Here is a 20283-nt window from a genome sequence, read left to right on the forward strand (position 1 = left end):
CATAGGACGAACGGGGGCCTGTCCGCGCGGAGTGACGAAGGACACCTCCAAGCGAGTGACCGGACCACCGCGTCGATTCGTGCGCACTTCCGTTGGGCCTGTGGGGAACCGGTGAATAGGGAGCGATCTGCAGGGGCGCCGCCGATGCGTCAGGACGAACGGAACCCGCCCCCAGGAAAGGCGGTGAGGTCGCCGATCTGCTGCCGCACCAGCCACCCGCGGACCGCTGATGCGGATCCACTTCGGGAGCATCGTGCGATTGATCGCGATCAGCAGCGCGGAGTAGCTGAACATCATCACTCCGGCACGAAGGTGCAGAGCCACTGCTTGTTCGCGAACATCACCATCCGGTCCGTCCCACCCCGGAGATCGGACGCGTGACTCAGCGATGCACCGTCTCTTCCGCGGTGAGGAGATCCAATTCGTGACGACGGGGAAACGCCTCCCAATCGCCGGGCACGGTCACGGCGAAGGCCCCGGTGATCGCGGCGGTGGAGAGCCGCTCGTCGACGTCGCGCCCGGTGAGCCGGCAGGCGAGGTAGCCGGCGACGAAGGCATCACCCGCGCCCACGGTGTCGACGGCCGTCACCGGCACGGCAGGCACGTCGATCACGGTGCCGTCGATCCTGGCGGTGGCGCCGTGGCGGCCTCTCTTCACCACCACCTCGCCCGGCCCGAGATCGGCGAGCGCGGTCGCGAGGTCCGCGGGCGTGGCCGCCGCAGGGTCGTCGATGCCGAGGGCGATCCGCGCCTCGTCGTCGCCCGCGAACAGCATGTCGGCCGCGGCCGCCAACTCCCGGAACACCACGCCCGCCTCTGCCGCACCCCAGAGCCGTGACCGGAAGTTCAGGTCGACCGAGACCAGGACGCCCGCCGCCCGCGCCCGCCGCACGGCCTCGCGGACGGCCGCGGCGGGTTCCGCCCCGAGCGCGGGGGTGATCCCGGTGACGTGCAGGATGCCGGCCTCCTCGATCACGCGCTCGGGCAGGTCGGCGGGGCACAGGTGCGAACCCGCGCTGCCGTGCCGGTAGTAGGACACGTGCGACGAGGTGCCCGTGCGCCGTTCCCTCAGCATCAGCGCGGTGGGTGCGTCGTCACGGTGAACCACCGGCCGGACCCGCTCGGCGAGCAGGTGGCGCTCCACGAGGTCGCCGACCGGGTCGCGGCCGAGACGTCCGATCCAGGTGGCGGGCACCCCGAGCCGCGACACCCCGATGGCGACGTTCGACTCCGCACCCCCCATGCTCAGGCGCATCCCGTGGGCGAGCGCGAGCGGCCCGGTGTCCTCGGCGACGAGCAGCCCGAGCGTCTCGCCGAGGGTGACCAGGCCGGCGGCGGGCATGTCCCCGGGTGCGGTCACCGCTGTGCTCCGGAGACCTCGGCCACCGCGGCACGGACGGCAGCGACCCGTCCGGCGAGCGCGGCAAGGTCACCGGCGGGGCCGAGGGCGTCGCCGATCAACGGTCCACCCATTCCGACGGCACAGGCGCCCGCACCCAGCCACGCCCGCACCGCCGCGATGTCGATCCCGCCCGTGGGCACGACGGGGATGTCCGGCAGCGGCGCACGGACCGCCGTCAGATACCCGGGACCGAGCGAACCTGCAGGGAACAGCTTCACCGCGCTCGCACCCGCCGTCCACGCGCTGTGGATCTCGGTGGGCGTGAGCGCCCCGGGGTAGCTCGCGATGCCGTGGCGCAACGCCGCGTCGATGACGGCGGGCACCACCGACGGCGAGACGACGAAACGCGCGCCGGCCGCGACGGCGCGGTCCACCTCCCCTGCGGTGAGCACCGTGCCCATCCCCACCTCGACCTCGGCGGGCAGCCGGGCCGCAAGTCGTTCGACGACGTCGAGGGCGCCGGGGGTGGTCATCGTCAGCTCGAGGCAGCGGATACCGCCCTCGACCAACGTGTCGACCACGGCCTCCGCGCGGGAGGCATCGCCGGCCCGGAGGATGGCGACGACTCGCGTGGCGGAGAGTCCCTCGCCCATCGGGACACGCGGGCACAGGGGCGGCGCCGGGTCGGCCGTCATGGGTGGTGGTCCCCTCCGTTCCTCCTCCGGCACGCCGCACGGCAGCCGGGCAGGCGACGCTGATCGCCAGTGATCGTCACGCTCCGGAACTGAATCATGCGCGACGGGTTGTCACCTCACAAGCCGGATCGAACCCGCTCGGCCGGGCGCTCCCGCGTGATCGCCGACACTTCGTTGACGCAGGTCACATCGGGCGGAAGGCCCGGAGTCATTTGACCGATGCCCGCCACGGTAAGGCGGATCCACACTCGGATAAACGAACAGTGTGTATACCGAGGAGGATCGGATGCGGAGCGCGGAGTCCGAGAGCGACAAGATCTACGACGAGCTCATCGCCGCGCACACGATCATGCGCCGGGGCGTGGACCTCATGCGGGCGGCGCTGAAGCACGCACCGGCCACCGCCGGCGAGGTCGACAGCTGTGTCGGGGTGGGGCGATGGCTCATCGAGTTCGTCCACTCCCACCAGCGCCGCGAGGAGGAGGTGTTGTGGAGGCCGCTCGCGCAGGCCTCCCCGCCCGACGTGGTCGAGCTCCACGACCTCAGCGTTCAGCACGTCGCGATCGACCGGGAACTGGACGGGCTCGCGCGGCGCCTCGACCGTCTCGAGGAGCTCAGCGCCGTCGCCGCCTCGCCGGAGGCACGCGCGATGGCCGAGGCCGCATTGGCGGCGCTGGAGTCCGCGGCGGTGAGCATCTCCGACCACCTCGACGAGGAGGAGGCGCTCCTCAAGGCGCTGCTCGCGCTGCTCGACGACCCGGTTGTGCGGACCCTGCGCGCGGCGATGGCGAGGAGCGCTCCCTCGGCGCGGCCCGACCTGGTGCTCGGACTCATGTCCGATCCCACGCCGACGGCCGGCTACGCCTCGATGCTGAACAGCATCCCGTTCTCCACCCGGGCGCTGCGACCACTTCTGATCGCCCGCTACCACAGCCGCAAGCGCCGCCTCGGGCTCGCCGCCTGAGCCTGTCGCCGTCGTTCTGTCGCCGGGCCTCAGTCATGCAGTCACATGACTGATGTCGACTCACATCGTCGGACGGAATACTCCATGCAGTAGACACCGCCCGCATCGACCGTTAGGGCGGTTCAGGCGCAACGACGAGAGACAGGCGACCACCCCAGTGACAACGGCAGGAAACGCGACCTTCTTCCGACCAAGAACCGGCGGCGATACGTGGGAGGTTCCTCAGAGCGCCGTCGTGGTCGGAGGCGCGGCGTGGGCGCTCGCAGCGGTGCAGTTCGTCGTCGCCCACGTAGCAGTGGCGGCCGCGTGGAACCCGGCCTACAGCTGGTCCCGCAACCACATCGGGGATCTCGCCAACACACAGTGCGGGTTGTTCTCGGTCCCCAACGGGGAGCCCATCTACGTCTGCTCCCCCCTGCATGCGGTCATGAACGCGTCGTTCGTGCTCAACGGCGTGCTGGTGATCGTCGGAGCGTTGCTGCTCTGGAAGCACTGGCCCACCGGGTGGCTCGCCGATACGGCCACCGTGCTGTGGGTCATGCTCGGCTTCGGCAAGATCCTCGTGGGCCTTGCCCCGGAGAACACCAACATCGGCCTTCACTTGGTCGGCTGTCTTAACGTCCAGCTCGGCGCCCTCGGGATCCTCCTGCTCAGCATGGTGCTCTTCCGCAGCGATCCGGTGCTCAGCCGCATCGGCATGGTGCTGGCTGCCATCGGACTCTTCGGCACCGTGATGGGCACCATCGGTGAGTACGCGGGAACGTCCCTCTACCTGGGCCTCGGCAGTGGCGGGATGCAGCGCGTCGCCAGCTACCCGAGCCTCGTCTGGCTGATCATGATCGGGGTGGTCATCGCCGTTCGAGGCCTGCGCAACCCGCTGCGGGTGTGACCGCCCGCCCGTGGATCGACCTCCTGATCGCGGCCTCAGGAGGATCCGGCTCCCGGTCACCGTCGCTCTCGTCTCCGGCAGGAGACTGGAGGGCACGGTGGCCGGGAGTCTCACGTCCGGCGCGTCCCCACGGGTGCCGCGGAGAAGCCCGAAGGGCGCCATCCAGGGCAGTCCGTACGGCGACCGGGTTGGTCCGGGTGGCCGTCGCCGGCATCGACTTACCTGCGGAGAATTTCGGACCGTCGTGGTTTCGGTCGTGACATCCCGCCGATGACCTGCGGATACCGAGCACCCGAGGAACCGTGATGGCCCCGCCCACAGCCACAACCGCCTCCGGCACGACCGCGGCCGTCGCAGCCGCACCGGCGCCGCCCGGGATTTGCGGCCCGGCCACGGTCCCGGTGACGTTGCGGATCAACGGCGCGTCTCACGTGGTGGGTCTCGAACCTCGTGTGAGCCTGCTCGACGCGCTGCGCGAACACCTGGAGCTGACCGGCTCGAAGAAGGGCTGCGACCAGGGCACCTGCGGCGCATGCACGGTCTGGGTCGACGGCAGGCGCGTGCTGGCGTGCCTGACGCTCGCGATCACGTGCGAGGGCCGGGAGGTCACCACGATCGAGGGGCTCGCCGCCGACGACGGGACGCTGCATCCGATGCAGCAGGCGTTCATCGAACGCGACGCGTTCCAGTGCGGTTACTGCACCGCCGGCCAGATCATGTCCGCCGTCGCCCTGATCGAGGAGGGCAATGCGACGACCGACGAGGAGATCGCCGAGTCCATGAGCGGCAACATCTGCCGCTGCGCGGCGTATCCCAACATCCGCGCCGCGATCCGCGACGTTCGCGACGCGGGCGCGAAGGGCTGAGACCGATGCGACCGCTGCGCTACACGCGGGCCACCGAGGTCGCACAGGCCGTCGCGGCGGTCAGCGCGGATCCTGCGAGTGCGTTCCTCGCAGGCGGCACCACCGAGGTCGATCTCGTCCGCCTCGGCGTAGCCCCGCACGACCTGCTCGTGGACATCAACGACCTGCCGCTGGACGACATCGAGGACCTGCCCGGTGGCGGCCTGCGGATCGGCGCGCTGGCCCGGATGACCGACGTGGCGAGAGATCCCCGGGTCGTCGCGCGGTATCCGGGGATCTCGCAGGCGCTGCTGCTGGGGGCGTCCGAGCAGCTGCGCAACATGGCGTCGATGGGCGGCAACCTCTGCCAGCGGGTGCGCTGCGCCTACTTCCGGGACGGTGTCTCGCCGTGCAACAAGCGGGACCCAGGGACGGGGTGTTCGGCGCTCGACGGGCAGAACCGCGGCCACGCGATCCTCGGCACGAGCGAGCACTGCATCGCCACCCACCCTTCCGACGTCGCGGTGGCTCTCGTGGCCTTCGACGCGCAGGTGCACTCGATCGGCCCGAGCGGAACCCGGACCGTGGCGATCGAGAACTTCTACCTGCAGCCCGGCGACACACCGCACATCGAACATCCGCTGGAGCACGGTGAGCTGATCGTCGCCATGGAGGTTCCGGCGCTCCCCCTCGCCGCGCAGTCGCTCTACCTGAAGTTCCGCGATCGTCAGTCCTACGAGTTCGCACTCGTGTCGGTGCTCGCCGCACTGCGGGTGCAGGACGGTCTGGTGGCCGACGTGCGGCTCGCTCTCGGCGGCGTCGGCACCATCCCGTGGCGGGCGCGGCGAGCCGAGGCACAGCTGATCGGCGCGCCCGCCACCACGACGTCGTTCGCCGACGCGGCGGCCGCCGAGCTGCGCCTCGCGGTGGTGCGCGAGCACAACGCGTTCAAGGTCCCGCTCGCCCAGCGGGCGATCGTGCGCGGCCTGAGCGAGGCCATGGCCGCGGCGGCACCGGGAGGCCCGCGATGAGCCCGGCGATCGGCACCCCGCTCGACCGGGTCGACGGCCACCAGAAGGTCACCGGCGCCGCCCGCTACTCCGCCGAGATCCCGCTGCCACACCTGGCGCACGCCGCGATCGTCGGCGCTGCGATCCCGAGCGGCACGGTGACCGCGATCGACACCACGCGGGCGAGCGCGGCAGGCGGGATCCTGGCGATCCTCACCCACGCGAACCTGCCGAAGGTGGCGGCGCAGCCGCACCTGCTGCCCTCCCTCGTCGGCGCCGCAGCCCCCGGCGAGAGCTTCTTCCCGATGCAGGACGACGTCGTGCACTACGCCGGGCAGCCGGTCGCATTGGTCGTCGCCGAGAGCCACGAGAGCGCTCAGTACGCGGCATCGCTGGTCGACGTCCGGTACGAGCGAACCCCTTCGACGACGACGATCGACGAGGGACGCACAGCCGCCTACGACGCCGAGAGGCTGTTCGGGGGGCTCCTCCCCGGACGGAACGAGCGCGGCGACGTCGAGACGGCGCTGGCCGCGGCCGACGTGCGGGTCGACGTCGTCTACCGGTTCGCGGCCAACCACCACAACCCGATCGAGCCCTCCGCCACCACGGCGGTGTGGCAAGACGGACGACTCACGATCTACGAGTCGACGCAGGGCATCCGGGCAAGCCAGCTCACGGTGGCGCAGCTGCTCGGCATGCCGCTTTCCGACGTGCGGGTCGTCACCCACTTCGTGGGCGGCGGGTTCGGGTGCAAGGCGATGGTCTGGCCACACTCCACGCTGGCCGCGATGGCCGCCCGGCACGTCGGCCGCCCGGTGAAGCTCAGCCTCACCCGCCCGCAGATGTACACCTCCGCAGGCCACCGGGAGGAACAGGAGCAACGGATGGCCGTCGGCGCGACACGGGACGGGCTCCTGACCGCGATCCACCACGAGAAGCTGTCGATCACCTCGCCGTTCGACGACTGGGCCGAACCGGCCACAGGTGTCTCGTCGCAGCTCTACACCTGCCCGAACTACCTCGGCGAGCACCGGCTGATCCACGGCAACACGATGACGCCCACGTTCACCCGCGGGCCGGGTGAGTCGCTCGGCGTGTTCGTGCTCGAAACGGCGATGGATGAGCTCGCCCACGACCTCGGGGTCGATCCGATCGAGCTGCGGGTCCGCAACCACGGCGACACGGACGATCACGGCAACCCGTGGTCGAGCGACGGGCTGGAGGAGTGTATGCGCCGCGGCGCTGAGCTCTTCGGCTGGAGCGATCGCCACCCGACACCGCGGTCACGCCGCGACGGTGACCAGCTGATCGGCACCGGTATGGCGGCGGCCGCGTACCCGGTGGCGTTGTTCATGCCGACCCAGCACGCGAGGGCACGCCTCTACGCCGACGGCAGCGCCGTCGTCCAGACCGGGACCCAGGAGTTCGGGACCGGGGTCCTGACGGCGATGACGCAGGTCGCCGCCGACGGCCTGGGCCTCCCGCTGGGCTCGGTGCGGTTCGAAGCGGGCGACACGGACCTGCCGAACACCACGGCGGCGGTCGGGTCGGCGGGAGCGGGCATGGTGAGCGCGGCCGTGCACGCCGCGGCGAGGGCGCTGCGTGACCAGGTCGTCGCGCTGGAGCTCGCCGATCCGGGGGCGCCACTGCACGGAGCCGACCCTGCGTCGATCGAGGTGCGCGACGGGCGCATCGCGCGCCGGGACGGCCTCGGAAGCAGCGAGACCTGCGCGGAGCTGATGCAGCGCAACCGGCAGGCGACCATCGAGGCGACGGGCAGCTGGACGCCACCAGCGCTCGACACACCGCACGGCCTGCTGACCTTCGGTGCGCAGTTCGCCGAGGTCGCCGTCGATCCGGACATCGGGCTCGTGCGGGTCCGGCGGATGGTCGGGGTGTTCGCGCCGGGGCGCGTGCTCAACCCGAAGCTGGCCCGCAGCCAGCTCATGGGCGGAATGATCTGGGGCCTGGGACAGGCACTGCTGGAGGGCAACAGGATGGACGCACGGTACGGGCGCTGGGGCGCGAGCAACCTCGGCGAGTACCTGGTGCCCGTCAACGCCGATGCACCGGAGGTGACCGTCGACTTCGTCGAGGTCGGCGACAGCATCGTGAACCCGCTCGGCGTGAAGGGCGTGGGCGAGATCGGGCAGGTCGGTGTCGCGGCGGCGATCGCCAACGCCGTGTTCCACGCCACGGGGCGCCGGATCAGGGAGCTACCCATGGCAGCCGAGCTGGTCATGGACACGGCACCCGTCCCCGCATGACCACTCCCCCGCCCGAGGTCCCGCTCGCGCAGCCCGCGGACGCCGGCATGTCCTCACGCGCTCTGCCACACCGCCCGACGATCAGCAACCCGGCCGCGCGCGGGCGCACGCCCGCCGACCCCGGCCGCGGACGCTTCGCCCGGCAACCTGCGCTCGGCCTGGCCGGTCTGTTGCTCGTCGTCCCGGTGGCCGTCCTGATCGCGGTCGGCGCGGGCGGCCCCGAACCCTCGGCGCTGGTGCTCGGGCCGCTGGTGACGTTCGCGCTCCCGGCCGTGGCCATGATCGCCTTCTGGTGGGAGGACTGGCCGGGGTCGAGCCTGCGTCCGGGCTGGTCCGGGCTGCTCGACACCGGTCTCGTCATCATCGCGGCGATCCTGCTGGCGATGCTCGGCCAGATCGTCGTGGGCCACCTGGACGTGCGCGGGATCTTCGATCCGGCGCCGGGGCACTTCACGACCTACCCCGCCACGCTCCCGCTGGCCGGCACAGCGTTCGTCGCGATCCTCCAGCTGACGCTCGTCTGCGAGGGCTGGCCGCTGCGGCGGCTGGGGCGGTTCCCGGCGGGGGTCGCCGCGCTGGTGGTGTCGTGGGTCGTCGCCCTCGCGCTCTACGCCGCCGTCGTCGACGTCGACGCGGCCCCTGGCTCGGGCCTCACCGCCCACAGCGGGCCGCTGCCGGGAGCCGAGGTCGGTGCCATCCTCGCCGTCATCGGGGCATGGCAGGTGCTGTTCTTCGTCGTCTGGCGCGGATGGCCCTTCGCGGAGTGGCGGCGGCGCTGGCAGCGCATCGTTGCCGGCAACATCGTCGTGATCGGCGGCGGTCTGCTGACCTACGCGGTCGTCCACGATCTCGCCGGTGTGCCCTCGGCCGTGATCACCGCCGGGGCGGGCTCCGTCATCGCTGCCGGGCTCGTCATCGGGATGCTGTTCGAGGGCTGGATCCGCTCCCAGATCGGCTCGTTCCTGATCGTCGTACTCCTGGCCGCGGCCCTCTACATGGTCCTCACGGTCTGCGCCGACAGCCTGTCGTGGACGAAGGCGACTCCTCAGGACTGGGTCGGCCACGTCGCCCTCAACAGCATCGGCACCTCCGTGGTCCTCTACGTCGGGATCGGGCGGCGCTGGCCGTTCAGCATGCCCGACGAGGCCCGGTCCCCGGCGTGATCGCCCCGTCAGAAGATCGGGCTCTGTGGGTCGAGACCGAGGCGCACCCGGCCGGCGAGCGCGAACTGCGCCCGGCCCAGGATGCCGTGCTGCGTACCCGCGAGGCCGTCGCGGAAGAGCTGCTCGAGCCGGTTCCCCGTGTAGAGCGACGACGATCCGCCCAGCTCGTACATGCTGGTCAGCACCGTGCGGCTGATCTCGCCGGCGTTGCTCATCGCCGCCCGCAGCTCGGCGCGCATCGCCTCGGTGATCGGGTCACCGGCCGCCGCGGCATCGTCGATCGCTCCGGTCGCAGCGGCCAGCAGCAGCCGCGCTGACCGCAGAGCGGCCTCCGCCCGTCCGATCGCATCCTGGACGTGCTCGCCGTGCCCGAGGGGCGTCCCGATCTCGGTGATCTTGGTGCCGGCCAGCTCCACGATCTCGTCCACCGCGGCCCTGGCGATGCCCAGCACCGCGCCCGCGCCACCGGTCGAGGCGAGCGTGAAGGCGGGGATGCGGTAGAGCGGCCGGTCGATCCGGAACGGGGCGAACACGTCGTTCGTCAACTCGGTGGGAACGAACAGCTCGTCGACGACCACGCTGTTGCTCCCCGTGCCGCGCATCCCCCCGACATGCCAGGTGTCGACGACCGTGACGGCGTCCCGAGGCACACAGAACACCCTGACCTCCGGGTGCTCGGAATCGTCGCTTCCGCCCGGTGGGGGGACAAGTGCGAAGAGTGCGATCCAGTCGGCGGCGTCCACGCCGGTGACGATGTCCCACCGCCCGGACAACGTGTAGCCGTCCTCCGCGGGGGTGGCACTGCCCGTCAGGCGGGTCGAGTTGACGATGATCGGGTCGGGCTGCGCGTCCCAGATCTTCGCGACCCCGGCATCGCGAAGCCATACGGCGAAGAATCCCAGGTTGCCGTTCCACATCGTCCATACGACAGAGGCGTCGATATGGCCGATGGCCTCGAGCACCGTCACCATGTCGGTCAGGGTGGATTCGAAACCGCCGTATTCGCGTGGGGTGAAAATGCGGAAGGCCCCCGACGCGCGCAACGTCGCCACCAGCTCCGATGGCAATCGCCGCTGGCTCTCGATCTCTGCGCGCTGAGCTTCGATGGCCGGGCGCAGTACGTCCGGGAGCGCGAGGGGGTCCACGTCCCTCGGGGAAGGACGGGTGGCCGCAGTGGTCATACTCACTCCTCGAGCGGGGCGCGGGCGACATCGCCACAGGAATTCCGCCCCCGAGGCGGACGAACACGATCCGGACACCGAAATTCCACGGCCCGAAAAGGACAACTCTGCCGCACGAAGCCCCGAGGGGGTATCACTGACACTAACAGCCGGAGTCAGCGCGGCGAACCGAGGAATACTGTCGCGCTCGAAAAATGCGAATTACTTCTCGTGGGCCTGGTCGTACCCGAGGTCGCCGTCCGGGTCGAGGTCACTGCCGGAGGCACGAACACCACGAACCGGCAGGGGCGTCCGGGCGGCCGGGACGAAGACCTTCATCCGCCGCACCTCGTGCAGCAGGTCGTAGCCGTAATCACCGGTGTACTCGTGATCGCTCGACATCCACGTCCCCTTTGACCGCCGTGCTCACCGCTTATCACTCTCCGTGATCGGAGCGCTCCTGTCGGTGCAAGAAGATCATCACCCGATCGGAGCCCTCAGGCAAGGGTGATGTACCCGGCGTACGTCTTCAATCCCCCATGTGGTATGCGAACCCTCTCTTCCGGCACCTGGTAGAGAGGACCGAGTGGATCTCGAACTCAAGGGCAAGCGCGCCGTCGTCACGGGCGGCAGCCGCGGTATCGGATTGGCCGTCGCCGACCGGCTCGCCGCAGAAGGATCGTCCGTTGCGCTGGTCGCTCGCGACCGCGTCGCACTCGACAAGGCCGCCGAACAGGTCGCGCGGCACGGCACCGCCGTGTTCGTCCGCCCCACGGACACCCGCGACGACGGCGATGTGCGCGCCATGGTCGAGGACGTCGTCGCCGCGCTGGGCGGAGTCGACATCCTGGTCAACGCCGCGGCAGAACCTGCAGGCGGCCCCGTGCCTCCGCTCGCGGAGCTCCCCGACGACGCGCTCCGTGCGGAGGTCGAGACCAAGGTTCTCGGCTACCTGCGCTGCGCACGTGCCGTCGCGCCACACATGAGCGCTGGTGGGTGGGGCCGCATCGTCAGCGTCAGCGGGCTCGCCGCCCGCCTCACCGGCTCGATCGTGGGCTCCATCCGCAACGTGGCCGTGGTCGCGATGACGAAGAACCTCGCCGACGAGCTCGGGCCGAGCGGCATCACGGTCACGGCCGTGCACCCGGGGACGACGGTCACCGAGCGCATCCCCGAGCTCTTCGCCGGCATGGCCGAGCGCGCCGGTGTGACCGCGGAGGACATCGCCGCGCGCTTCGCCGCCTCCACGAGTATCGGGCGGCTGATCACCGCCGAGGAGGTGGCCGACGTCGTGGCCTTCCTCGCCTCACCGCGCAGCGTCGCGATCACCGGCGACGCCATCCCCGTGGGCGGCGGCAGCCGAGGCACCATCCATTACTGACGGGACTGCCGACGTCGTGGGCCGCCCAGACCCCTGCTGCGCCTAGAACCCCACTGTGATGCAGCCTGCGCGGTCCCCCGCGGTACCGGCTTTGCCCGGCTCCATGGAGGTGGGCATGGTGTGGATGACGACGGACTCGGCACGCCGATCCTCCGGGAACTCCCAGTTCACGGTTGAGGTGGCCGTGGCGGCGCCCTGTGCGTCGGTGGTGAAGTCGAGCCAGATCTCGTTCTGCGGGTTGGCGTAGGCCGGGTCGACGCTGGGCTGAACCGGGTCGGGCGTGAACTGGAAGTGCGGTCCGGCATCGGCGCCCGTGGCACCGCACGGCTTCGTGTGCGCGTGGGCACCGTAGCGCCGGTTCGGCTCGAGCCCGGTGACGTCCATCGTGACGGTGGTGCGGCCGTCGCCCTCGGTGGCGTCGACGACGGCCGTGGAACCGACCGGGACCAGCGTCTGGTCGTAGGTCACCGCCACTCCAGGAGGCGGCGCCGCGAACGTGCCGCTCGCCCGGATGGTCTCGCCGGCGGCCGGCGGTGCAGCGGGAGACGGGGGCGCCGCCGGAGCCGTACCGCCACCTCCGCAGGCAGCGAGCGGGACACAGAGCAGGCCGAGGATCAGCAGTCGTCTCGAGCGCATGCCGAGCAGGATGGCGGACTCGGCGAGTTCCGGCAGGCTACAGCGAGCCATTGGGCCGGATCGGGGGTATGGATCGATCGCCCGATCTGGTAGCGCAGCCCCTGCGTCACACAGCGTGGTGACGCACCGGGCCGGCCTCCGGCAGTCGCGGCCCCTGGCCCCGCGGGGCACGATCGCCTGCATGAGCTTCGTCGTCGCCCCTGATGCCTATGAGCGATACATGGGCCGCTACTCCGAACCGCTCGCCGGCGGGTTCGCCGACTCGCTCCGGCTCCGCGCCGGGCAGCGGGCACTTGATGTCGGCTGCGGACCCGGAGTCCTGACCGCGGTGCTCGTCGAGCGCCTGGGAGCCGGTGCCGTTGCGGCGGTCGACCCCTCCGAGCCGTTCGTGGCCGCCGCGCGGTCGCGCCTGCCGGGCGTCGACATCCGGCAGGGCGTCGCGGAGCACCTGCCGTTCGAGGACGACGGGTTCGACGTCGCAGCCGCGCAGCTCGTCGTGCACTTCATGGCGGACGCCGGCGCCGGCCTCACCGAGATGGCCCGCGTCACGCGTTCCGGCGGCGTCGTCGCCGCCTGCGTCTGGGACCACGCGGGCGACCGCGGACCGCTGTCGCCGCTCTGGCGGGCGGTGTACGACCTCGACCCGGATGCACCCGGCGAATCCGACCGTCCCGGCTCACGCGAGGGCGAGCTGGCCGAGCTGTTCGCCGCCGCCGGACTGCGGGACATCCGCTCGTCGGAGCTCCACGTCACGGTCGCCTACCCGACCTTCGACGACTGGTGGGATCCGATGATGCTCGGGGTCGGGCCGGGCGGGACCTACATCGCCGAGCTCGACGTCGAACGGCGGGCGGCGCTCCGGGCCCACTGCGCCGAACTGCTGCCCCCGGCGCCGTTCGAGATCAGGGCGGTCGCGTGGTCGGCGGTCGGGGTGGTCGGCTGAGCCACCGGTCGCGCCGCGCGTCGGTTTGTGATCGAAACCGGGGACGAACGACAAAAGCCCGATCTACCGTTCTGTCATGGCTTCGACACTGAGAGTGGCGATCATCGGCGGCGGAATCGGCGGCTTGACCCTTGCTCTCGCGCTGCGCGAGCACGGACTCACAGCGGACGTGTACGAACAGACACCACAACTGACCGAGATCGGGGCCGCGGTGGCGCTCACTGCCAACGCCACGCGCGAGCTCGAACGCATCGGCCTGGGCGACCGGCTCGCCGCGGCGTCGACGACTCCCGAGGAACTGATCCACCGGCACTGGCGGGACGGCGCCAGGCTCGCCGCGCACCCCGTCCGCAGCGGATCGTGGTACCGGAACCGGTTCCACGCCCCCGTCCACGGCATCCGTCGCGCGCACTTGCAGGTGATCCTCAGCAGCGAGCTCGCCGCCGGCACGCTGCACCTGGGGCGCCGGCTCGTCGGCCTCACCGAGCGACCCGATGGGCTCGTGCTCGGGTTCCCCGACGGGGACACCGCGCACGCCGACGTCGTGGTCGGCGCCGACGGGATCCGCTCCACCGTCCGGCGCTGGGTGGCAGGCGACGACCACGAGATCTACTCGGGCACCAGTGGCTTCCGTGGGATCGTGCCCGTCGACCGACTACCGGGCCTGCCCGATCCACAGTCCATCCAGTTCTGGACGGGTCCGGGCGCGCACCTGCTGCACTACCCGATCGGTCCGACGGGCGACAGCGTCAACTTCCTCGCGGTCGTCGAAGGCCCGCAGGCGTGGGCGCGCACCGACGGCTGGGTCGACGACGTCGCCGCTGACGAACCGCTGCGCGCGTTCCACGGGTGGCATCCGGCGGCCACCGCGATGATCGGCGCGGTGACGCACGCCGTGCGCTGGGGCCTGTTCGCCGTGCGCCCGCTCCCGCGCTGGCACCGAGGCCGTGCCGTCCTGCTCGGCGATGCCGCCCACGCCATGCTGCCCCACCAGGGGCAAGGCGCGAACACGACCGTGGAGGACGCCTTCACGCTGGCCGCGCTCCTCGCACAGGTGCCGGACACGATCGAGCTGCCCAGCGCGTTCGCGACCTACCAGGCGCTGCGGCGCGGCCGGACCCGCCGGATCCAGCGCCTGTCGTGGCTCACGAACTCCCTGCTGCATCTGCCGGACGGCGCCGCGGCCGACGAACGCAACAAGGCGCTGGCGCGCCTCCCGCAGGAGATCGCCTGGATCCACGAGCACGACGTCCAGGCGACCTTGCGCCGTCGAACCGAACGTCCGACCCGGAGCCAACCGGCTCCCACGCCGTGATCGGCGACACTGAGAGCCTCAGCCCGACCCGCGCCCGCTCGCCCCACCGACTCCCGCCGGTCGCTCCACCGGGAGTGGCGTGTTGCCGAGGATCAGGTCCGCCGCCTTCTCCGCGAGCATCATCGTGGGCGCGTGCGTGGCACTGTTCGGGCAGTAGGGCATCGCCGACGCGTCCACCACGCGGAGACCGTCGAGACCATGGACCCGCATCGTCGATGGGTCCAGCACGGAGCCAGGGCCGGTGCCCATCCGGCAGGTCGACGTCGGATGCATGTCGGTCTCACCGGTGCGCCGCACCCAGTCCACGACGTCCTCGTCGGTTGCCACGTCCGGGCCTGGCCAGGTCTCGCCCGCGTCGAGGTCGCGGAACGCCTCCTGCGCGAAGATCTCGCGAGTGATCCGCAGCGCGTCCACCCAGAACCGCCGGTCGGCCTCGGTGGACAGGTAGTTCATCCGGATCGCGGGCGGGCTGTGCGGATCGGGCGAGGTGATCCGCACGGTGCCGGTGGCCTCGGCCAGCATCCCGGCCATGATCAGCTGGTAGCCGTGCTCCGGGGCGTCGTCGTGGAACCGCATCGCGACGGGTGCGAAGCCGAGCATGAGGTCCGGATAGGCCGCCCCGGGGTTGCTGCGCAGGAACCCGCCGGCCTCGAAGATGTTGGTCGCCGCAGGTCCACGCCCGGCCAGCCACTGCAGCCCGATACCGGGCCAGTTGCGTTTGCGCCGCATCTCGCCCATCGAGATCGGCTGCGCGCAGGCGTGCTGGACCTTGGCCACCAGGTGATCCATCAGGTTGTCCCCGACGCCCGGCAGGTCGTGCACCACCCGGACACCGGCGGCAGCGAGCTCGCTCGCGTTGCCGATCCCGGACAGCTGCAGCAGCTGCGGGGAGTTGAACGCGCCCGCGGCCAGCACGACCTCGCCCGCGGTGACGTCGACCATCCGGCCCGACCGCTCCTCGTAGCGCACGCCGATCGCCCGGTCCCCGTCGACCCGGACCTGCGTGACCAGGACGTTCGAGCGCACCTTCAGGTTGGGCCGGTCGGCCACGGGGTGCAGGAACGCCCGGGCCGCCGACAGCCGACGGCCGCGGTGGATCGTGCGCTCCCACGCGCCGAACCCCTCCGGGTCGGTCCCGTTGAGGTCCGCAGCCAACCGATGACCGGCCTGCTGCGCGGCGCTGAACAGCGCGGCGAACAGCGGGTTGGTGACGGGGCCGCGTTCGAGCCGTTGGGGGCCGCCGTAGCCGCGGACGGACCCGGCCGACCCGATCGCGCTGGTCTCCAGCCGCTTGAAGTAGGGCAGGCAATGGGCGTAGTCCCAGTCCTCCATGCCGGGATCGGCGCCCCACCGCTCGTAGTCCAGGGGGTGCCCGCGCTGGAAGACCATCGCGTTGATGCTGCTGGAGCCGCCGATCAGCTTGCCGCGCGGATGCTGCATGCGTCTGCCGTGCATGTGCGGCTCGGGCTCGGACTCGTAGCGCCAGTCGTGGAACGGGCTACCCACCGGGAAGCCCAACGCGCCCGGCATGTGGACCATGACGTCCCACAGGTGGTCGGGTCGTCCGGCCTCCAGCAGCAGCACGCGGTTGGCCGGGTCCGCGCTGAGCCGGTTGGCCAGCACCGAACCTGCGGACCCGGACCCGACGATCACGAAGTCGACCACGCGGTCACTCCCGCCCGCGGCACCGCCCGACGCAGTCATCGAACCCCTCTCGTCGTGAGCGATCATGCGGCGGGGGCACTCAGCAGCTCGCAGAGATCCGACCAGCTGCCCGCTTTCCGGTCCCGTGCGCTGACGTCCCTGACGTCGAGGGGCCAGCGGATACCGAGCACGGCGTCGTCGTAGCGGACGGCGACGTCGGCGGCGGGGTCGTGCTCCCGATCGATCCGGTAGCAGACGTCGGCCACGTCGGAGAGCGCCTGGAAGCCGTGCAGGAATCCGGGCGGGACGTACACGTGCACCATGTCCCGGTCATCGAGCCGCAACGCAATCCACCGTCCGAAGGTCGGCGACTGCGGCCGCGCGTCCACGACGATGTCGTGGACTGCGCCGAACGAGCAACGCACCAACTTTCCCTCACCTGAGCCCTGCCGGCCGTGTAGACCGCGCACGACGCCGCGATGCGAGCGGGACTGGGAGTCCTGCCGGAACGTCGCAGGTCGCAGCCCTACCGATTCCGCCACGCCGGCGTCGAAGGTGCGGCTGAAGAAGCCCCGCGTGTCACGGTGCGGCGTGGGCTCGAAGAGCAGAACGCCCTCCAGTTCGGTGCGGCGCACCATCATGTCTGATCCCCCTGAAACGGAAAGCCCGACGCGATCGCGACGGTCCCGATAAATCCGCCCGTAAGCGGGCATACGCCATGGCAAAGCGAGCTCGTTACGTGCATGACGCGAGATTGTAAGGAAGGCCGCCTGAAGCGACCCTGAGAAAACACCGAGATCACCTATCTCCTCAGCGTATCCACAGCAACACACGTCCCAACTGGATGTCCTGACATATCGCAGAGTAGGCAGTGTCGTTCACCACAGAGAGTGCCGGCTGACCCGAGGATCCCCCACGAAGACCAATGACAGGCAACGGCTCGCCAACGGTACCGCTTCTTGATCGGCGCAATCGGCGGATCCGGTTCCCCCACTCGTCGGTTGTGCGCGTGTGGCTCCGGCGAGTTCAGTTGGCCCCGCCGCAGGAGGGGGTAACCCGAAATGAAGCCCTTTGTCGTGAACCGGCACGGACGGATCGTTTTCCCTGCGAACGTCCTCGGAGCACTCGACTTCTCAGTACTCGACACAATCGATCAGTTCAGAGCCGTGATCGGACGCGACTTCGAAGCGAAGGCCCCGACCGGCACCGACATCCTCGCCCGGGTCAACTCCGGCGAGTACCCGAACCGCTTCGCGCTGCTGCGCGACCTCGGTCAGAACCTGTACTGGGTCAACCGGTACGCGTTGCCGATGTTCGACAAGCGGCCGACCCGCTGGCGCGACATGCCACGGAACCGCTCCGATGTCTTTCTCCCCCTGCTCCACCCCTGGGAGGACGCCGACCGGAAGGTGGCCGCCGTCGAGCAGGCCTACAAGGAGCTGCCCGCGGCGTGGGACGCCGACGCCGAGGGCCGGATCTTCGACCTGCTCTTCGACGTGTTCCGGAACAAGCGCCACCAGGCCACCGAGCTTCCGGTGATCCCGCCGACCGTGGCCGAGATGACGGCGCGGCCGGACTCGCTGACCTACGTGCTGCACCAGCACGACCCGGACTACCCGGTGTTCCGCTCCGGCCAGATCCTCGACGCCAACGAGGACGTGCCCGAGCTGGAGGCGCTCCTGCGGTGGGCGATGGTGCTGCACAACCAGTACCCCTGGGCACGTGAGCACACCGCCCTGCGTCCGGTGAGCACCATCGGCGACGACGACTTCGTGATCGCCCTGCACCCGCGCAGCCGCGAGGTCGCGGCGTTCATCGACCGGGCCCGGGCCGAGGGCGCGGAGGACGCACCGGTCGCGTTCGGGTCGACGGGCAGGACGGTGACCGAGGCGCGGCCCCCGATCCGGCCCTACCCGCCCGTCCGCGTGGGCGAGGCCTTCGCGGTGCTGCCGAAGCTGGAGGCACTGTCGGTCGTCCGAGGCGAGCACGTCTGCAGCAACGACGACGTCATCCGGAACTCGTGCTTCTCGTGGTCGCCGATGAGTGCCGCGGAGATCAGCGCGAAGACCGGCATCGAGCAGCGCCGTTACTCGGCACGTCCGCTCGAGCAGCTCGCGCTCGACGCCGCGCGGGCCGCGCTGGCGCACGCCGGACGTGCACCGGAGGAGATCGGCGCCGTGCTCGTCGCGACCTGCACGAGCGACCGCCTGATCCCGTCGACGGCGTGCTGGCTCTCCGGCGAGCTCGGAATCCTGCAGACGCACGCGTCGGTCGACCTGGTCGCGGCCTGTGCGGGTCTGCCCTACGGCCTCGCCGAAGCGGTGCGTCAGCTGCAGGAGGTGCGACGCCCGGTCCTGCTGGTCTGCGTCGAGAAGTTCTCCGACAAGATCGGCAGCATCCGGACCTCCCGGATGATCTTCGGCGACGGCGCCGCCGCGATCGTCGTCGCGCCTGCCACGGCGGACGAGGCCGGTGACGTGCAGGTACTGCAGACCTACGCCAGCGGCCCGGCCAGCGAGGTGAACTCGATCGTCTGGCCGAACCCGGAGTTCGACAACGACATCACGGTGTACGGGCCCGAGGTGAAGTCGCTGGTGCGACGCTACCTGGCACAGATGATCTCCGAGCTGGAGGAGCAGAGCGACCCCGACTCCGCCGACCGGAGCCTGCTGGAGAGCATCGAGCTGATCGTCCCCCATCAGGCGAACAAGACGATGGTCGTCGACCTCGCGCGCAAGGCAGGCCTCAAGGAGGAGCAGCTCTACTTCAACATCGCCGAGATGGGCAACGTCTCCGCCGCAAGCATCCCCATCGCGCTGTACGACGCCGTGCGCGACGGCGTGATCACCGGTCCGACCAGGGTGTTCGCGCCCGGCTTCGGCGCCGGTGCCGTCGGCGGGTACGCGGTGCTCACGATGGACCCCGCGATCGCAGCCCCGGAGCCGGCCGTGGCCGACCTGCCCGCGCCGCGGACACCTCCCAACCCCACCAGCGAGGACGTTCGGGTCGCGTTCGGACAGTAGCGCGACGTGAGCGGCGTCATGTCCCGGGTACACCCCCGGGAAAGACCAGAAATACGTGGCCCGAGCCAGGAGGCCGCGGGCGGGTGGACGTCGACGAAAAGGGGCTCGACATGACCGACCAGAAGGTGGCCATCGTAACCGGGGGCGCGCGCGGGATCGGCGCTGCGATCACCAGCGTGCTGGCCCACTCGGGCGTGCACGTGGCTGCGGGGTACAGCACCAACCGGCAGGCCGCCGACGAACTGTCCGAGAAGCTCAAGGCCGACGGCTGCTCGGTGTCGGTGCACCAGGGCAACGTGGGAGAACCCGCTGACTGCCGCCGGGTGGTCGACGAGGTGCTCACCGAGCGGGGCCGGGTCGACCACCTGGTCAACAACGCCGGCATCACCGTCGACAAGACCATGCGGAAGATGTCGGTGGACGACTGGCACGCGGTGCTGCGGATCAACCTCTCCGGCGCGTTCTACATGTCGAAGGCCGTGCTCGACCACATGCTCGAGCGTGGCTCCGGGCGCATCGTCAACATCAGCTCGGTGATCGGGCAGAAGGGCAACATCGGGCAGGTCAACTACGCGGCGTCGAAGTCCGGCCTGTTCGGCATGACCCAGAGCCTGGCCCTGGAGGTGGCCCGCAAGGGGATCACCGTCAACTGCGTGGCTCCCGGCTACGTCGAGACCGAGATGGTGGCCGCGGTGCCGGAGAAGGTGCTCGAGAAGATCGTCTCCGGCATCCCCGTGGGACGGCTGGCGCAGGCGCACGAGATCGCCCGCGCGGTGCAGTTCCTCGTCGACGACGAGGCCGGGTACATCACCGGGTCCGTCGTGTCGGTCAACGGCGGTATGGACATGTAGTCCACCCGGTCGGTCAGCGCCGACCGACCGGACCTGCGTCCGCTGCCGATCCGCACCGTCGACCGGACCATCCGTCGAGGACTGCGGCCACGCCCCTGGTTTCCGCAGCCGCACCGGGCGTCCGGCACAGCCGTCCGCCTGCCGGCTGGGCG

At 70.7% G+C, this 20283-nt stretch carries 18 protein-coding genes; 11 read left to right on the forward strand and 7 right to left on the reverse strand.

All coding sequences use genetic code 11. The annotated features are described in order from the left end of the window. Window positions 1-382: 382 nt before the first annotated feature. Both ACQPZQ_RS27380 and ACQPZQ_RS27385 read right to left on the reverse strand, forming a co-directional pair. Complete coding sequence (locus ACQPZQ_RS27380) at window positions 383-1360, reverse strand: sugar kinase (RefSeq protein WP_433285320.1); 978 nt, start codon at window positions 1358-1360, stop codon at window positions 383-385. After that, window positions 1357-2037 (reverse strand): bifunctional 4-hydroxy-2-oxoglutarate aldolase/2-dehydro-3-deoxy-phosphogluconate aldolase, encoded by a 681-nt coding sequence (locus ACQPZQ_RS27385; protein ID WP_433285322.1) that lies wholly within the window; start codon window positions 2035-2037, stop codon window positions 1357-1359. Before ACQPZQ_RS27385 ends, ACQPZQ_RS27380 begins: the two co-directional genes overlap by 4 nt. Window positions 2038-2323: 286 nt before the next feature. Between ACQPZQ_RS27385 and ACQPZQ_RS27390 the strand changes: the two genes are divergently transcribed. From ACQPZQ_RS27390 to ACQPZQ_RS27415, 6 genes are all read left to right on the forward strand, one after another. Then, complete coding sequence (locus ACQPZQ_RS27390) at window positions 2324-3001, forward strand: hemerythrin domain-containing protein (protein WP_433285324.1); 678 nt, start codon at window positions 2324-2326, stop codon at window positions 2999-3001. Between the two features lie 235 nt (window positions 3002-3236). Continuing rightward, on the forward strand, window positions 3237-3890 hold the full coding sequence (locus tag ACQPZQ_RS27395; RefSeq protein WP_433285326.1) for a DUF998 domain-containing protein: 654 nt from the start codon (window positions 3237-3239) through the stop codon (window positions 3888-3890). 305 nt (window positions 3891-4195) lie between these two features. Beyond that, complete coding sequence (locus tag ACQPZQ_RS27400) at window positions 4196-4756, forward strand: (2Fe-2S)-binding protein (protein WP_433285328.1); 561 nt, start codon at window positions 4196-4198, stop codon at window positions 4754-4756. 5 nt (window positions 4757-4761) lie between these two features. Continuing rightward, window positions 4762-5766: an FAD binding domain-containing protein gene (locus ACQPZQ_RS27405; RefSeq protein WP_433285329.1), complete on the forward strand. Its 1005-nt coding sequence runs from the start codon at window positions 4762-4764 to the stop codon at window positions 5764-5766. Continuing rightward, on the forward strand, window positions 5763-8015 hold the full coding sequence (locus ACQPZQ_RS27410; RefSeq protein ID WP_433285331.1) for a xanthine dehydrogenase family protein molybdopterin-binding subunit: 2253 nt from the start codon (window positions 5763-5765) through the stop codon (window positions 8013-8015). Before ACQPZQ_RS27405 ends, ACQPZQ_RS27410 begins: the two co-directional genes overlap by 4 nt. After that, window positions 8012-9178, forward strand: coding sequence for a hypothetical protein (locus tag ACQPZQ_RS27415; RefSeq protein ID WP_433285333.1), 1167 nt, complete (start codon window positions 8012-8014; stop codon window positions 9176-9178). The genes ACQPZQ_RS27410 and ACQPZQ_RS27415 overlap by 4 nt, the downstream gene beginning before the upstream one ends. An 8-nt stretch (window positions 9179-9186) precedes the next feature. Here ACQPZQ_RS27415 and ACQPZQ_RS27420 read toward each other — a convergent pair whose 3' ends face one another. Further along, window positions 9187-10359, reverse strand: a complete 1173-nt coding sequence (locus ACQPZQ_RS27420; protein WP_433285335.1) for an acyl-CoA dehydrogenase family protein — start codon at window positions 10357-10359, stop codon at window positions 9187-9189. 201 nt (window positions 10360-10560) lie between these two features. Further along, window positions 10561-10740, reverse strand: a complete 180-nt coding sequence (locus tag ACQPZQ_RS27425) for a hypothetical protein (protein ID WP_433285337.1) — start codon at window positions 10738-10740, stop codon at window positions 10561-10563. 184 nt (window positions 10741-10924) lie between these two features. On the opposite strand from ACQPZQ_RS27425, the gene ACQPZQ_RS27430 reads away from it, so the two are divergent. Further along, window positions 10925-11719, forward strand: coding sequence for an SDR family oxidoreductase (locus tag ACQPZQ_RS27430; protein ID WP_433285338.1), 795 nt, complete (start codon window positions 10925-10927; stop codon window positions 11717-11719). A gap of 42 nt (window positions 11720-11761) precedes the next feature. Here the strand turns inward: ACQPZQ_RS27430 and ACQPZQ_RS27435 are convergent, their stop codons facing one another. Further along, on the reverse strand, window positions 11762-12355 hold the full coding sequence (locus ACQPZQ_RS27435) for a superoxide dismutase family protein (RefSeq protein ID WP_433285340.1): 594 nt from the start codon (window positions 12353-12355) through the stop codon (window positions 11762-11764). Between the two features lie 181 nt (window positions 12356-12536). Here ACQPZQ_RS27435 and ACQPZQ_RS27440 point away from each other — a divergent pair, with 181 nt between their 5' ends. After that, window positions 12537-13298, forward strand: coding sequence for a class I SAM-dependent methyltransferase (locus ACQPZQ_RS27440; protein WP_433285342.1), 762 nt, complete (start codon window positions 12537-12539; stop codon window positions 13296-13298). 76 nt (window positions 13299-13374) lie between these two features. Continuing rightward, window positions 13375-14613, forward strand: a complete 1239-nt coding sequence (locus tag ACQPZQ_RS27445; protein WP_433285344.1) for an FAD-dependent monooxygenase — start codon at window positions 13375-13377, stop codon at window positions 14611-14613. Between the two features lie 18 nt (window positions 14614-14631). On the opposite strand, the gene ACQPZQ_RS27450 is transcribed toward ACQPZQ_RS27445, so the two are convergent. Further along, window positions 14632-16317 carry a choline dehydrogenase gene (locus ACQPZQ_RS27450; RefSeq protein ID WP_433285346.1) on the reverse strand — a complete coding sequence of 562 codons (1686 nt, stop codon included), beginning with the start codon at window positions 16315-16317 and terminating at the stop codon, window positions 14632-14634. Window positions 16318-16340: 23 nt separating this feature from the next. Beyond that, window positions 16341-16898, reverse strand: coding sequence for a dTDP-4-dehydrorhamnose 3,5-epimerase (gene rfbC, locus ACQPZQ_RS27455; protein ID WP_433285347.1), 558 nt, complete (start codon window positions 16896-16898; stop codon window positions 16341-16343). 525 nt (window positions 16899-17423) lie between these two features. On the opposite strand from rfbC, the gene ACQPZQ_RS27460 reads away from it, so the two are divergent. Both ACQPZQ_RS27460 and ACQPZQ_RS27465 read left to right on the forward strand, forming a co-directional pair. Further along, window positions 17424-19280, forward strand: coding sequence for a 3-oxoacyl-[acyl-carrier-protein] synthase III C-terminal domain-containing protein (locus ACQPZQ_RS27460; RefSeq protein ID WP_433285349.1), 1857 nt, complete (start codon window positions 17424-17426; stop codon window positions 19278-19280). 83 nt (window positions 19281-19363) lie between these two features. Next, window positions 19364-20131 (forward strand): 3-oxoacyl-ACP reductase family protein, encoded by a 768-nt coding sequence (locus ACQPZQ_RS27465; RefSeq protein WP_433285351.1) that lies wholly within the window; start codon window positions 19364-19366, stop codon window positions 20129-20131. The last annotated feature ends 152 nt before the right edge of the window (window positions 20132-20283 follow it).

The organism is Pseudonocardia sp. CA-142604, assembly GCF_050948475.1.
Lineage (GTDB): Bacteria > Actinomycetota > Actinomycetes > Mycobacteriales > Pseudonocardiaceae > Pseudonocardia > Pseudonocardia alaniniphila.